We start from the raw sequence: 13185 nt of genomic DNA on the forward strand, positions 1-13185 counted from the left end.
ATGCTCACCCCGCTGGTTCAGCCGGAAGCAGCCTCTGCAGCACACTCTTCGACAACTCCAGTATATCCTCGAAGCTGGTGCCCTTCAAGGTGCAGACCAGCTTGTAATCAGGCGTGAACTGGTACTTTTTCGGCTCATTGCGCATCATGGCGATGATCAGGTCAGGCGGGGCCGGAGTGCGGGGGTGGAACGAGATGACGATATGCTTGCCGTCGAAATCGATCTGCCGCACCAGCAGCCGCTTCAGCAGCACCCGCAGTTTCATGGTCTCGAACAAATAGGCTGTGGCCAGCGGATATTTACCGAAGCGGTCGCTGACCTCATTCTGTACGTCGATGACATCATCCTCATTCTCGGCCTGGGTCAGTTTCTTGTAGATCACCAGGCGGTGATTGGTGTCCTTGATGTAGGCCTCGGGGATGAAGGCCGGCACCTTGAGGTTGATCTCCGGCTCGACCCGTTCGATCATCTCCTCGCCCCGCATGCGGCAGATGGTCTCCTCCAGCATCTGGTTGTACAGTTCGAAACCGATCTCGGTCACGGTGCCGGACTGACGGTTGCCGAGCATATCGCCGGCGCCGCGGATCTCCATGTCATGGGTGGCGATACGGAAACCGGCACCCAGTTCGGAGATGTCCTGCAGGATCTTGAGACGCTCGCGGGCATCACTGGTGATGGATGCCTCGCCCGGGATCAGCAAATAGGCGTAGCCGCGCTGGGTGGATCTGCCGACCCGGCCGCGCAGTTGGTACAGTTGTGACAGGCCGAACTTGTCGGCATGGTCCACGATCAGGGTGTTGGCATTGGGGATGTCCAGGCCGGATTCGATGATGGTGGTGCAGAGCAGCAGATTGGTCTCGCCGTGCATGAAACCGAGCATGACCTTTTCCAGTTCGTGCTCATCCATCTGGCCGTGCCCCACAGCGATCTTTGCCTCCGGCACGATTGCCGCCAGCAGTTCGGCCCGCTTGGCGATGGTTTGCACCCGGTTGTGGACGAAGAAGACCTGGCCGCCGCGGCGCAGTTCCCTCACCACCGCTTCGCGGATCAGCTCCTCGGAGAAGCGCGCAACAAAGGTCTTGACCGCCAGCCGATCGACAGGCGGGGTGTCGATGATCGACAGGTCGCGGATGCCCATCATGGACATGTACAGGGTGCGCGGGATGGGGGTGGCGGTCAGGGTCATGACATCCACCACAGCCCGGAAGGCCTTCAGGCGCTCCTTATCCTTGACGCCGAAGCGCTGTTCCTCGTCGATGATCAGCAGCCCCAGGTCCTTGAAGGCCACGTCCTTCTGCAGCAGGCGGTGGGTGCCGATGACGATGTCCACATCGCCCTTCTTGAGCCGCTCCAAGGTGGTCTTCTGCTCTTTGGGGGTGCGGAAGCGCGAGAGCACCTCCACCGTAACCGGATATTCCTTCAGGCGGTCGTGGAAGGTCTCGTAATGCTGCTGGGCCAGGATGGTGGTCGGAACCAGCACGCCGACCTGCTTGCCGTCCAGGGCCGCTTTGACGGCGCCCCGCAGGGCGACCTCTGTCTTGCCGTAGCCCACGTCGCCGCAGACCAGGCGGTCCATGGGACGGGAGTGCTGCATATCGGCCAGCACGTCCTGGATGGCCGAGAGCTGGTCAGGTGTCTCCTCCCAGGCAAAGCTGGCCTCGAACTCGCGGTACATCTCGTCCGGCGGCGAAAAGGCGAAGCCCTCGCTGATCTGACGCCGGGCGTAGATCTCCAGCAGTTCACCGGCCATTTCCTCGATGTTCTTGCGGGCCTTGCCCTTGGATTTTTCCCAGCCGACCCCGCCCAGCTTGTCCAGGCCGGGTTGGCTTCCCTCCGGTCCGACGAACCGCTGTACCAGCCCCAAACGGTCCACCGGCAGGTACAGCTTGTCGCTGCCGGCGTACTCCAGCAGCAGGAAGTCGCCCCCGACACTCCCCACGCTGAGATGCTGCAGGCCGTGGTAGCGGCCGATGCCGTGGTCGATATGCACCATGAAATCGCCCGGCTTGAGTTCGGCCAGAGAAGCCAGGACCTGTTTCTTGCGGACCTCGGAGACGCCCCGCCTCCGCACGCGTTTGCCGAACAGCTCTTCCTCGGCGATCAGTACCAGGCGGGCATCCGGCAGGCGGAAGCCGCGGGAGATGTCGCCCAGCAGCAGGGTTACGCTCCCCCCTCCCGACCTCCCCCCGCTGGTGGGAGGAGTCAAGCTCCCTCCCCCAGCGGGGGAGGGTTGGGGAGGGGGTGTCGCAAGTTCCATTGCTTCCGCAAAGCTGTTTTCGCTGATGCTGCAGGGAATCCCGTAGGGCGCCAACAGCTCTTTGAGCCGTTCCGCCTGGGGCCGTTGATGACAGACGACTATCACCCGCTGACCATTGTCAAGCCATTCACGCAGGCTGCGTGAAAGCGGCGTCAGGGCATGGGTGGTCTCCTTGGAAACGGTTATGCGCAGGTCGTTGTTTGCCTGGCAGGGGATGACAATCCGGACCGGTTCTCCTTCCCCGCTGACCGTCAAGCCGGACAGCTCCAGGCGGCTGTGCCCGGCAACCAACGTGTCGAAGGCGTCCGCGTCCAGGTACAATTCCCCGGGCGGTGAGTGGGGCAGGCCGGCCGCCCTTCCCTTGAGCACGCCCGCTGCAATCTCTTCAGCCAGTCCGGCCAGCGCCGCGCGGATGGCTTCGGGGTCGAGCATGACCAGCAGGCAATCCGGGGCGTAATCGAAGATCGTTTCCAGTCCGGGGTGCAACAGGGGCTGGAGGTATTCGACGCCGTGGTAGTAAACGGCATTCTGCAGGTCGCTCAGGACTGCCCGGCGTTTGTCGGCACCGATGTCCAGGTCGTCACAGATCTGTTTCAGGCGCGGGGCGATATCTGCCAGAACCTCGTCCGTCAGCAATATCTCCCGCGAAGGGAGCAGCACCAGCTCCTCAATCGGCTGCAGCGAGCGCTGGGTGAGCGGGTCAAAGGCGCGCATGGTTTCAACCGTGTCGCCGAAAAACTCAATCCGTATCGGGGCGATCATATTGGGGGGGAAGATGTCCAGGATGCCGCCCCGCACCGCAAAACTGCCGCGATCCTCCACCAGGGGGACATTGGCGTAGCCCATCTTGACCAGCCGGTGTAACAGGTCGTCGCGCTCGAACTCTTCGCCGGCCACCAGGTAGCAGGATGCCTCGCTGAAGGTCCGTTGCGGCAGAATCCGTTGCAGGGCCGCAGCCACCGGCATGACCACGATCCGTGCCAGACCGTTATGCAGCCGGAAAAGGGTGTCGAGACGGGCTCCGGAGATATCGGGATGGGGCGATACCGGGGAGCAGGGCTGGCTGTCCCAGGTCGGAAAAACCAGGGGGGCATTATCGGCAGTGCAATAAAACGCCAGTTCCCGCCGGAACTCTTCGGCTGTGTCCTGGTCGGGGGTCAGGAGGAGCAGGGTTTGCGCCTGGCTGCGCAGTACTTCTGCAATAACGCAGGCCGCTGCCGAACCTTTCAGGCCGGGCAGGACGATGCGCCGCTCGCCTTGGCGCAGGGCTGCCTGGATGTCGACCAATTGGGACAGCAGGGATGTGGTTGTGAGATGGGTCATAGGGATGCCGGGGGAAAACAGCGGTGGGTCATTTGCGCAGGCTGGCCTTGATCTTGGGCTTGCCATCCTCCACAACGACGCGGAAGACCAGGTCAGCGCTTCCCAGTCGGGCGGTCAGGGCGGCCTTGCTCTTTTCTATAGTGGCTGCCACCAGTTCGAGGCTCAGTTTCTCCACCGGCAGGTGACAGGCCTTGCGGGCCTCGCGCAGCTCATTGAAAATTCGATCCAGTTCCGTGTTGTGATGGGGATGATGGAGTTCTTCTTCCGGGATGATTTCTTCGTGGTGCCCCGGTTTTTTTGCCTTTTGGCGCAGGTGCAGATCCCTGATGAAGCGGTCACGGGAGTACTTGCCCTCCTCGATCAGGCGCAGAATCCGGTTCCAATGTTCGCGGTAGGTATTGAGGCGGGCCACCAGCATGGTGTATTTATGTTTGTACATGGTATTGTTGATGGGGACATTGGCGTAGCGCCGTACCATCTTCTCGACATCGCCCAACAGCGGCAGCGGTTCGCGCTTCTCGAGTCCGACAAAGTACTGTTCGTAACGGGTAATCAGTTCTTTAATCTGGTGCTCAAGTTTTGTCAGGTCTTCGGCAATTGCCATTCAAAATCCTTGTTCAGCTGTACCTGCGCTTGAATGCCGAATATATCCAACCCTGCAATTTAAGTAAAGTCTTAATCATTTTGCCGACGCTATTGACTTGACGACCTGTAGTGGTTCGCATAAAATCTCGCTGATTTGCTGTCGATTCGGTACTAAATTTCGTAAACAAGGGAGCTGGGATATGATGGAAAATGTTGCTGCAATCATACTCGCCGCAGGCAAGGGTACCCGCATGAAATCAGGACTGGTCAAGGTGCTCCACCCGACAGCCGGTCGGCCGATGATCGCCTGGCCGGTGGATGCCGCCCGCGCTGCCGGGGCAACACCAGCCGTGCTGGTGGTCGGCCACCAGGCGGAGGCGGTGCGCTCAGTATTCCAGGGTATCCCGGACATCCGCTCAGCCATGCAGGCCGAACAGCTGGGCACCGGTCACGCCGTGGCCTGCGCCCGTAATGAGCTGGCCGGCTTCAACGGTACGGTCCTGATCCTGTGCGGCGATACGCCGCTGTTGCGGGTCGAGACCCTGCAGGGCCTGATTGCGTTTCACCGCGAACAGGGCGCCTCGCTGACAGTCCTGACCGCCACCATGAACAACCCCTTCGGTTACGGTCGGGTGATCAGGGACAGTGCCGGCCGGGTGGTGCGCATCGTCGAGCAGAAGGATGCCACACCGGAAGAACAGGCCATTTGTGAGATCAACAGCGGCATCTACTGTATGGAGGCCGGCTTCCTGTATGCCAACATCGGTGCTGTCAGCAGCAATAATGCCCAGCAGGAATTCTACCTGACCGATCTTGTTTCGATCGCAGCAGATAAGGGGCTTACCTGCCTGGGGCGCCCTGTGGATGATGCCGACGAAATTATGGGGGTTAACGACCGCGCCCAGCTGGCGGAGGCGTCACGCATCCTGCGCAGGCGCATCAACCACGACCTGATGTGCGCGGGGGTCTCCCTGCTCGACCCGGAACATACCTATATTGATCATGGCGTGTCGATCGGCCCCGATACGGTCATTCATCCCAATTGTACCATCAGCGGTGCAACGGCCATTGCTTCCGGTTGTACGATTGAAAACGGTGTGACGATCAAAAACTGCACTATTGGTGACGGTTGTCACATCAAAACCGGCTCGGTGCTGGAAGACTCGCAGCTGCAGGAACAGGTCAGCGTCGGCCCCATGGCCCATCTCCGGCCGGGTACAATACTCCATGATCACGTCAAGATCGGCAACTTTGTCGAAACCAAGAAGATCGTCATGGGTGAGGGATCGAAGGCGTCGCACCTGACCTATCTGGGGGACGCCGCGATCGGCAGCAACGTCAACATCGGCTGCGGCACCATCACCTGCAATTATGACGGCGTCAACAAGCATCGCACGATCATTGGCGACGATGTCTTTATCGGCAGCGATGTGCAACTGGTGGCGCCGGTTGAGGTCGGGCGCAATTCCCTGGTGGCGGCCGGCACAACGGTGACAATGGAAGTGCCGCCCGATTCGCTGGCCATTTCCCGGGTTCCCCAGGTAAACAAGGTCGGCTGGCGTTTGAAAAAAAGGTAACCAGGTACTGTCACCCCGCTTCCTGGTAGTTTCTATTCGCGCAGCATGAAAGCAGACCCGTGACCGACACCCCGCAGGACATACGAAACAGCGCACCGATCCTGATCATCGAAGATGATGTCGGTTTTGCCGAACTGATGGAAACAGTCCTGGTCGAAGACGGATATCGCTGCCGGTCTGTTACCAGCGGCAGGGATGCCCTGGGCTGGCTGGCAGAAAATGTTCCGATGATGATTATCCTGGATTACGCCCTGCCTGATATGACCGGTTCCCAGTTCATTGAGCAGATGCGAGAGCTGGGCATGATACTACCCTTCATTATGGTGACCGGCCGGGATGATGCCAATCTGGCCGTGCAGATGATGAAGTTCGGGGCCTGCGATTATCTGCTGAAGGATACGACCTTTCTTGACCGTCTGCCGGCGGTAGTTGCCCGAACACACCAGGAAGCTGAAACACGGGAACGCCTGCGGCGGACCGAGCTGTCGCTGCGGCAGAGTGAGTCGCGACTGATGCGGGCCCAGAAGATCGCCGGTATGGGCAGCTGGGAATGGAACATCCAGACCGGCGAAATTTACTGGTCGGATGAACTCTTCCGCATCTTCGGACTGAACCCCGCTGATCACCCGCGGATCGAGCTGGATTGGGTTTTCAGCCTGGTCAACCCGGTGGACCTGCCCGCATTCAAGAAGGTTATCTTTGCCGCCGCCAAAAACGGCCAGGCCTTCAATGTCGTTTACCGCATCATTTCGAGCATTGAGGGGGAGGTTGTCGTCAACAGTCAGGGCGAGGTGGAGTATGACGCCGATGGCCGGGCACAGCTCGTATCCGGCACGACACTGGACATCACGGCCCGCATCCGGGCCGAGAGCGAGATCCAGCAGCTGATCAACTACGATACCCTGACCGGACTTCCCAACCGCAGCCTGCTGCATGACCGCCTCAAGCTGGCCATTTCCCATGCCTCCAGGGAACACGAGCTGGTCGGTGTGCTGTTTCTGGATCTGGATCGTTTCAAGGGTATTAATGATACCCTGGGGCACCGCGTGGGTGACCGGCTGCTCAAGACCGTTGCCAAGCGCCTGTCCGCCTGTGTCCGGGAAAGCGACACGCTGGCGCGCCTGGGGGGCGATGAATTTGTAGCCATTCTGGTTGGCGTGAATTCCGCGGAAGGCATCACCACCGTTGCCAAGAAAATCCTGATGCTGATCTCCGAACCGGTCTACATCGATGATCAGGAGATTTATACGTCCGGCAGCATCGGCATCGCCGTTTATCCCATGGACGGCGAAGACAGCCACACCCTGCTCAAACATGCCGACCTGGCCATGTATCAGGCCAAGGAACTGGACCGCAACAATTTCCAGTTTTTTTCCCGCGAGATGAACATCAAGGTGCTGGAGCGGATGATGCTGGAAAACTCCATGCGCAAGGCGCTGGAGCGGGAGGAGTTTTTCCTGGTCTACCAGCCCCAGGTGGATGCCCGTACCGGCCTGATCACCGGCATGGAGGCCCTGCTGCGCTGGCAGCACCCTGATCTGGGATTGCTGGCGCCGGATAAATTCATTTACCTGGCAGAGGAAACCGGATTTATCGTTCCGATCGGCGAATGGGTGCTGCGAAACGCCTGCCGGCAGAACAAGGCCTGGCAGCAGCAGGGACTGGCAGCGGTCCGCGTGGCGGTGAATCTGTCGGCGAAGCAGTTCGGGCAATACCACCTGGATGAGATGATCGCCGCCACCTTGCTGGAAACCGGGCTGGAGCCGGAATGGCTCGAACTGGAGATCACCGAAAGCGCCATCATGAAGAACGCCGAGCAGAATGCCACCATTCTTCGCAAGCTGAAGGACATGGGGGTCAGCCTGGCGATTGACGACTTCGGCACCGGCTACTCATCCCTGGCATATCTCAAGCACTTCCCCATCAGCCGCCTCAAGATCGACCGCTCCTTTGTGCGGGATATCACCACCAACCCCGACGATGCCGCCATTGCCGAGATTATCATCGCCATGGCCCAGACCCTCAAACTGAGCGTCATTGCCGAAGGTGTCGAAACGCGCGCCCAGATGGAGCTGTTGTCGTTCAACAACTGCATAGAGATGCAGGGCTACCTCTTCAGTCGGCCGGTACCGGCGGAACAGTTTGCGAAATTCCTCCGCGACGGATTGAAATACTGACAAATTGTGCGGTTCCGACGCATTGTTACGTATGCATGCCGTTCCTTGAGGGACGGCTTTTTCGTATCTGCAGCGAAGGTCTGGCACCCTCAGCACCCTTCGGCAGCACGTATGAATCCGGTCCGGTCTACCTCAAGCTGATGTTCGATGCCCCTTCAACTAAAACCTGGATTGACAGTCTATCTGTTGTAACAACGCTCTCGCCAAGCTGCAATGTGCTGACTGAGCCGGATAGGAGCATGTGTCCGCCGAGCGGAATGCCGGTTAATGCCGAGGACGCTTTTTTGCGCACGCTCTCCAGTTGTGTAACAATCGAGCTGTTCAATTTCTCCTTGATCGTATCGCGAATCGTGCCGCTGAAGAGCCAGCTGCCGACACCGATGAAAAAGCCGGCGTTTTTCGTGTCGAAATCCACATTTTCGAATGACAGCACGTTGAGCTGTGGATTGTACACAGGCTTGGCAATCAGCGTCAATTCGCCTTCAAAATCGCCAACGGATGTCAATGTTATGACGAGGTTCCCGTCTTCACCTTTCAGGCTGAAGCTGCGCACGGTGATTTTCTTGTCATCGCCGAAGGTTTTATTCAACAGCAGCGGGTTCAGTGCAGTCACAAAATCTGCAAAGAAGATATCGGTGGCCAGGCGGATATGAAACTGGTTGTCGATTGCGCTGAGTTGCTGTGCAGACGGCAACGGCCGCGCCGGCACTGCAGTCGGCTTTGGCCCGAGAGTGATCTCGGCAGCTGTAACCAGTCCGACAGAGAGATGAAGCTTGTTATTTGCCGCCCGCAACGGGCCAAGCACGATCTTCTCCGGCGCCAGTTTCAGCCAGGCGCTGAAGTTCTTGTCAACCAGCACCGGGGTAAAGGCATTCTGCCATAGGGGCGCAATTTTTTCCCGGAGCATGACGGATTCGTTGACTTTCGCATCGATAATCGGCGCAAGCAGCTTCTGCACCGGTTGGGTAGCTCCTTCAGCCATGCTTCTCGGCTTCAGCGTAAGCGGCCCGAGTTTGACCGTCTCGGCAAGCCCGTCGGAAAGCCCGGTATAGTACAGCTCGGTTTTAAGGCGCCAGTCAACGGTAGGGGTAATTTTGGCCTTGAAGCGCAGATCCGTCTTCAGCGGGACGGTCGTGAACATGCCGTAGCCAAAGGTTAACTGCACCGGTAATGATACGTACACAAAATCATTCGCGGCCGTAATGACCGCCGGTCCTGCTCGCAGAACCTCTAATGAAGTTCCCAGACCGCCATTGCCTCTGTACAGCTCCTTTTTCAGAGACTGATTGAGAATACGGCTCAAATCCGCCGTCGCAGCATCAACACTCAGGTTTATGACAGATAATGCGGGAGCAGTAACCACCGCAGAACATACGGAAGCTGTTGACAGGACAGAAACTAACAAGCCGATAAGGCAGCGAAGCATCATGTTATAACCCCAATTGCTGTGTAAGGTGTTTATTCGTGGTAACGACATGGGTGGCAGGAGCGGCGTGTCAGCTGAGCCCCTGGCTCTTCCCTTACTTCTTAAAACTGTTCAGCCAATTCCATCCGTTGCTCAACTCCGGAAAGGCCGCACCGAGATGGACAGTCTTGGTCGGGTCCGATGGGTTGAAGTTCAATGAAACCGTTTCCCGCATCAGTTCAACCCCGGGACCGGTCCCGCCGTGCCGCTTGCCCCCTGCACTGCTGAAAGCGTCGAAGGCAACCTGGGAGTTGCCGTAGGGCACCAGTTCGTCACTCTGGTGGTGATACATCCTGACTGGTACCGTCGGCCGCCAGGTGGTGCCGCTGTTCTGGGGGTCGCGGAACGAATCGTTCTGGCGCAGGAACGAATAGGCTGAACCGGCCGCTGTGTCCGTGGCGAGCAAGGAGGTGAATGTGGTGGTCAGGACGCTTTTCGGCACAATCGGGTTGGCCGGGCTGAAGGTCATCCCCATGGCCTCGCTGATCTTGTCGGCCGTCGTGTTGCCGGTAAAGAGCGGAGGTATGGTGCTGTTGAAGGGGGATACCAGAGCCGACGCAGTATTGAAGATGCTGCTCTGCCCGCCGTACGAATAGTTATATCCGGTGAGCAGGAACGGCAGGAAGTAGGGAGCCTTGGAGGTGTCGTTGGAGAGCATCAGGGTGCGCATGGTGCCGGACAGATCGTGCGGGCCGGAAAGCGCCGCCGCAGCGGTAACCGTGAACTCCGCTGCATTGCGGAGCTGCAATTCCCGGGTGGTCGTCATGGTCACATAGCCACCCTCCGAATAACCCATGAGGAAGAGCTGGTTGTTCCAGCTGCAGGGGGAGGACGTTGCGGCGATTGCGCCACGACTGGCACGGAGCATGTCGATCACCTGGCGTGCCAGGACAGCACCGTTTACGTAGGGTTGCGGGCTGGTATTGTCGCCCAGTCCCTCGTAATCCGCCATGGCAACGGCATACCCGCTGGCGGCAATGGCGGCGGCCACCATGACCTCAGGATAGTCGGCAGGGCGCTCCATGTGAAGCAGGTACTGGGAGGGGGAGTAAAGGCGGAACGGTTCGGTGCCATGCTGATACATGAGGATCGGCACGCTGGGGCGGACGCCGGATACGGCCCGGGGCAGAATCAGCAGACCTGTCATGGTGTGGGTGAGACCGTCAGCGCCTACAGACTGGTAGGTAATTTTCTGCATATCCAGGGTGTAGGTAATGCTGGTCAGCATCGAACCAAAGTTGCTGGCAAAACTGACCCAATCCCACCCACCCAGCGAACGGGCGATATTCAATGGATTGCTCACGGCGCTTGTGACAGAGGCCATAAGCGTCGCAGGTGTGACACTGACCGCGCCTGATGTCGACGGGTTCGTTGTCGTGGTTCCGCTACCGCCGCATCCAGCGGTCAGGATAGTTGCCAACAGCGTAGCAATGTACAGTGTTTTTTTCAGTATCCGGTAGATGTTGTTCATTGGATCGACTCCTGTCTCAGGCATGATGAACCTGCGTGCTTGCCTTGTGATGGACGATTCTATCACATTGGTTGAGACCGGAGAATGCAATTCTCCGGAGGCCTTATCAATGGGGCGGCGCTTGACCTGCGCGGCGTTGTTTGCCGCGACATGGTGGGCACTCGTTGGCTGGTCAGCTTCCGCTATTCGTAATGCGTCCACATTCGGATAATCTTTACAGTCTTTATGTCGTCCAAAACCTCATAAACCAGTCGATGCTGAATATTGATTCTGCGGGAATATGCACCTGACAAGTCGCCTACAAGTTTTTCATGTGGAGGGGGATTTTTGATGGGATTTTCTTTGATAATTTCCAGTAGTCGTTCGGCTTGTGGTTTTAACCCGGAGTGCGCGATCTTTTTTGCATCTTTTTGCGCCTGCTTGGTAAATACAAGCTGCCAGCCTACCACGCTAACTCCTCACTGCACTCGTCTACAGGGGTATTAAGACCTTTCTTGATGGACTCTCGCATACCTGGTATTGAAGTAAGAAATAAGGTTTCCTGGATTGCCCGCCAATCTTCTTCGGAGATGAGGACAGCCGAATGCCGTTTGCCAACAATCTGAATCGGGGCATGCGATAAAGCGACATCATCGACAAGGTTATAAAGGGATTTTCTTGCTTCTGTTGCTGTTAGCGTTGTCATTATAAATCACCCCCATTTCGTACGTTAAATCGTACGCTGGAGGTCGTTTTAAGTCAAATTGTTTTTCATCCAACGGTTCTGTGGTTAACCGGCGCGCAGTTTTTTTGCGCGTCCGGTTGAGCGTGTTGTTGGACGTGGTGTAGTTTCAATAAGACGACCGCTTACATATTTATGTAAAACACTTGCTATCAGCGTCTGGTAAGGCATGCCTTCCTCTGCTGCCCGTGTTTGAACATCCTCAAGATCCCGAGAAGAAAGCCGAATGTTGATTCGCTTGTCTTTAGTAAGTGTAGATGAAGCACTTGCCGCGTAACGGGCTATCTCGTCCTTGAGATTTGGCACAGACTGCCATTCTCCCTTTTCGAAGGATGTAAGGATATCCTCTTCATATTTTGCTTCTTTAGTTTTCATGGTTTATTTCCTCTAGTAGATATTTTTTTGTGGCAATTCGACTTGGTATTATCGTCTTCAGAAAGATCTCTTTGTCCGTCTCGACAAAAGGTATCAAGTATGCGTAACCTCGGATCCGAACGACATAAATTCGCTGATTTGGGTATTGCTCTGTGTTTGGGTGTGAAACAACATCGAGAAGCGCTCCATGAGACATGGCTGCCAATACTTCCTCAAAAGACACGCCGCGTTCCAATTTTAAGTGAATATTCTTTTCAGTATTCCAATTAATAGGTTTCATAGTGTAATCATAACCAAAAGTGTGCCTTTTGTCTTCATTTATTGTTTCGTTCAACGGCTCGGCGCTTGACCTGACGGGTGGCCTTATCGCCCGGTCATGGTCCGAGCGCAAGTTAGAGCTATTTTTCTAATTCAACTGCCTTGATCTGAGTACCAACTGGCAACGATTTAACTTGACGTTGAATTTTTCCATGCGCTCTGAAATGAGCCGAGAGGTTTATAGGCTGAAGATTTTCGAGTGAAAATTTCCCGTTTAACGTGGGCGGTATATTGTAGCTGAAGCATTGGCCTACTTGGAGCACTACTCCACTTGAAAGCAAGTCACCAATTAACTGAGGAGCAAACCACTCATTTGCATTGTCTGGTAGTTGTCGTAGCTGAAAAAATTCATCAGTGTCATTTGCGATGCAATGCAACTCCGCACTGCCAACGTCGAGCCAATAAATTTTCCCGTCTGAATCTTCTAAAAATGCATCTCCGAGTGTTGAAACCATCCTTAGAATAAAATTGTCAGGAACAAGCCACCGCCATTCGCTCAATAGATCTTCAGAGGTATACCCCGTCAAATCTACCGCCAACTCATTCCAAGTGATTTTCATTATGTATCCCTCTATTGCTTTAACTCGTATTTGTCCGGTTTACGGTCAATACTCCATGAGTTCTTACATTTTACTATAGCCTAGAGTCCAATTATTCGTAGTGTGCGTAAAAATTGTCAAATTAGTCCGCACTATATAACCCCATTATGATTCCTGTCAAAGGAGATTGCATGAACACCATTCCAAATGCCGTTTTTGCGAAATATATTGCTATCTCACCAAAGGCAGGGTGCCGGTCTCTTCTCATGCGGAATATAAAAAATGGCTCAGACATTATCTTGATTTCTGAAGCAAGTATGTTCCTCTTGATCTGTATCCAAATGGTAAAGTTTCTTCAAAACTATGCCGGATTGTGA

General features: G+C 56.3%; 11 protein-coding genes. 3 read left to right on the top strand and 8 right to left on the bottom strand.

The annotated features are described in order from the left end of the window. Positions 1-4 precede the first annotated feature (4 nt). Together mfd and ACOCF6_RS15440 are read right to left on the bottom strand one after the other, a co-directional pair. On the bottom strand, positions 5-3580 hold the full coding sequence (gene mfd, locus ACOCF6_RS15435) for a transcription-repair coupling factor (protein WP_482461224.1): 3576 nt from the start codon (positions 3578-3580) through the stop codon (positions 5-7). A gap of 28 nt (positions 3581-3608) precedes the next feature. Continuing rightward, positions 3609-4184, bottom strand: a complete 576-nt coding sequence (locus ACOCF6_RS15440) for an MXAN_5187 C-terminal domain-containing protein (RefSeq protein ID WP_482461225.1) — start codon at positions 4182-4184, stop codon at positions 3609-3611. A gap of 184 nt (positions 4185-4368) precedes the next feature. Here ACOCF6_RS15440 and glmU point away from each other — a divergent pair, with 184 nt between their 5' ends. Both glmU and ACOCF6_RS15450 read left to right on the top strand, forming a co-directional pair. Next, positions 4369-5742 carry a bifunctional UDP-N-acetylglucosamine diphosphorylase/glucosamine-1-phosphate N-acetyltransferase GlmU gene (gene glmU, locus ACOCF6_RS15445; RefSeq protein WP_482463376.1) on the top strand — a complete coding sequence of 458 codons (1374 nt, stop codon included), beginning with the start codon at positions 4369-4371 and terminating at the stop codon, positions 5740-5742. Positions 5743-5801: 59 nt separating this feature from the next. Then, positions 5802-7919 carry a putative bifunctional diguanylate cyclase/phosphodiesterase gene (locus ACOCF6_RS15450; RefSeq protein ID WP_482461226.1) on the top strand — a complete coding sequence of 706 codons (2118 nt, stop codon included), beginning with the start codon at positions 5802-5804 and terminating at the stop codon, positions 7917-7919. A gap of 127 nt (positions 7920-8046) precedes the next feature. Here ACOCF6_RS15450 and ACOCF6_RS15455 read toward each other — a convergent pair whose 3' ends face one another. The 6 genes from ACOCF6_RS15455 to ACOCF6_RS15480 form a co-directional block, all read right to left on the bottom strand. After that, positions 8047-9348 carry a DUF4403 family protein gene (locus ACOCF6_RS15455; RefSeq protein ID WP_482461227.1) on the bottom strand — a complete coding sequence of 434 codons (1302 nt, stop codon included), beginning with the start codon at positions 9346-9348 and terminating at the stop codon, positions 8047-8049. A 91-nt stretch (positions 9349-9439) separates the two neighbouring features. Continuing rightward, the gene (locus ACOCF6_RS15460; RefSeq protein WP_482461228.1) at positions 9440-10855 is read right to left on the bottom strand and encodes a lipase family protein; all 1416 of its coding nucleotides are present in this window, start codon (positions 10853-10855) and stop codon (positions 9440-9442) included. Between the two features lie 182 nt (positions 10856-11037). Beyond that, positions 11038-11304 carry a Txe/YoeB family addiction module toxin gene (locus ACOCF6_RS15465; protein ID WP_482461229.1) on the bottom strand — a complete coding sequence of 89 codons (267 nt, stop codon included), beginning with the start codon at positions 11302-11304 and terminating at the stop codon, positions 11038-11040. After that, positions 11298-11540, bottom strand: coding sequence for a type II toxin-antitoxin system Phd/YefM family antitoxin (locus ACOCF6_RS15470; RefSeq protein WP_482461230.1), 243 nt, complete (start codon positions 11538-11540; stop codon positions 11298-11300). The genes ACOCF6_RS15465 and ACOCF6_RS15470 overlap by 7 nt, the downstream gene beginning before the upstream one ends. Positions 11541-11624: 84 nt before the next feature. Continuing rightward, positions 11625-11951 (bottom strand): CopG family antitoxin, encoded by a 327-nt coding sequence (locus ACOCF6_RS15475; RefSeq protein ID WP_482461231.1) that lies wholly within the window; start codon positions 11949-11951, stop codon positions 11625-11627. A gap of 398 nt (positions 11952-12349) precedes the next feature. Then, positions 12350-12829, bottom strand: a complete 480-nt coding sequence (locus ACOCF6_RS15480; protein ID WP_482461232.1) for a T6SS immunity protein Tdi1 domain-containing protein — start codon at positions 12827-12829, stop codon at positions 12350-12352. 170 nt (positions 12830-12999) lie between these two features. On the opposite strand from ACOCF6_RS15480, the gene ACOCF6_RS15485 reads away from it, so the two are divergent. After that, positions 13000-13185, top strand: coding sequence for a hypothetical protein (locus tag ACOCF6_RS15485; RefSeq protein WP_482461233.1), 186 nt, complete (start codon positions 13000-13002; stop codon positions 13183-13185).

The sequence above is a fragment of the Geobacter psychrophilus genome (assembly GCF_056821595.1).

Coding starts and splice junctions, on each gene's coding strand:
- mfd (WP_482461224.1), bottom strand. CDS start 3,580: ATGACCCATCTCACAACCACATCCCTGCTGTCCCAATTGGTCGACATC.
- ACOCF6_RS15440 (WP_482461225.1), bottom strand. CDS start 4,184: ATGGCAATTGCCGAAGACCTGACAAAACTTGAGCACCAGATTAAAGAA.
- glmU (WP_482463376.1), top strand. CDS start 4,369: ATGGAAAATGTTGCTGCAATCATACTCGCCGCAGGCAAGGGTACCCGC.
- ACOCF6_RS15455 (WP_482461227.1), bottom strand. CDS start 9,348: ATGATGCTTCGCTGCCTTATCGGCTTGTTAGTTTCTGTCCTGTCAACA.
- ACOCF6_RS15460 (WP_482461228.1), bottom strand. CDS start 10,855: ATGAACAACATCTACCGGATACTGAAAAAAACACTGTACATTGCTACG.
- ACOCF6_RS15470 (WP_482461230.1), bottom strand. CDS start 11,540: ATGACAACGCTAACAGCAACAGAAGCAAGAAAATCCCTTTATAACCTT.
- ACOCF6_RS15475 (WP_482461231.1), bottom strand. CDS start 11,951: ATGAAAACTAAAGAAGCAAAATATGAAGAGGATATCCTTACATCCTTC.
- ACOCF6_RS15480 (WP_482461232.1), bottom strand. CDS start 12,829: ATGAAAATCACTTGGAATGAGTTGGCGGTAGATTTGACGGGGTATACC.
- ACOCF6_RS15485 (WP_482461233.1), top strand. CDS start 13,000: ATGAACACCATTCCAAATGCCGTTTTTGCGAAATATATTGCTATCTCA.